Raw genomic sequence first — 816 nt, 5'->3', positions numbered from 1 at the left:
ACTCGGCGGGAGTGTCCATCGCGGATAACGCATAGGTACAGCCAGCCCTCATTCGTGCGTAGATAGGTAATATCCGACATCCACACTCGATTAAGCTGCCCTTGATCAAATAGGCGTTTCACTAGGTCTGGAAGCGTGGACTTCCGCTTGGATTGAATCGTCGTTACGGGAACAAACGCCCTGGGTGAGATGCCTTCAATACCCATCATCCGCATGCGTTTGGCCACGGTTTTGCGATTCACATAGACCCCACCCTCGGCGAGTTCTGCAGTAATCCGTGGGGCACCGTAGACTTCGTCAGAATCTTCCCAGATGTCATGAATTTTCCTGTCTAACTGGTCGAGGAATCTCTGACGCTGATTTTCACCACGAAGCCGTACTGCTTGAGCCTTTTGCCATTTATAGTAGCCAGAACGAGAAACCTCTAATAACCTGCTCATTCGTTTGATGCTGTAGTTCGCCTTCTCCTGCTGCATTAGCTCAAATTTTTCCGATCGCGTTGCTTCGCAGCGAAGAAGGCGGTGGCTTTTGACAAGAACTCATTATCCATCTTGGCCTCAGCTAGCTCACGACGCAGGCGAGCGTTTTCGGCTCGTATATCGGCATCACTGCGGCCATCTACCGAGCCTTGGCGTTCCCGCTCAAGTTTGACCCACCTGCCTAAAATTGTGGCTGATACGCTAATTTCCTTAGCCACATGAGCGATTGGGCGCCCAGACTCAATGACCAGTCTGGCGGCCTCCTGCCGGTACTCCGGGGTGTACTTCTTCCTTGACGAACTCACAATGAACATCCTCTCCTACGGACACAAGATCC

At 52.0% G+C, this 816-nt stretch carries 2 protein-coding genes; both read right to left on the bottom strand.

Features of this window, described 5'->3' with window-relative positions:
• Positions 1-476, bottom strand: a 476-nt coding sequence (locus tag ABRP87_RS11235) for an IS3 family transposase (RefSeq protein WP_349868864.1), incomplete at its 3' end; no start/stop codon positions are given.
• Complete coding sequence (locus ABRP87_RS11230) at positions 476-784, bottom strand: transposase (RefSeq protein ID WP_023022502.1); 309 nt, start codon at positions 782-784, stop codon at positions 476-478. The genes ABRP87_RS11235 and ABRP87_RS11230, both read right to left, overlap by 1 nt.
• Positions 785-816 lie beyond the last annotated feature (32 nt).

It is taken from the genome of Corynebacterium sp. KPL2830 (assembly GCF_040225635.1).
GTDB lineage: Bacteria > Actinomycetota > Actinomycetes > Mycobacteriales > Mycobacteriaceae > Corynebacterium.
The sequence above is the reverse complement of the archived record's forward strand: the minus strand, read 5'-3'. Positions and strand labels throughout refer to the sequence as shown.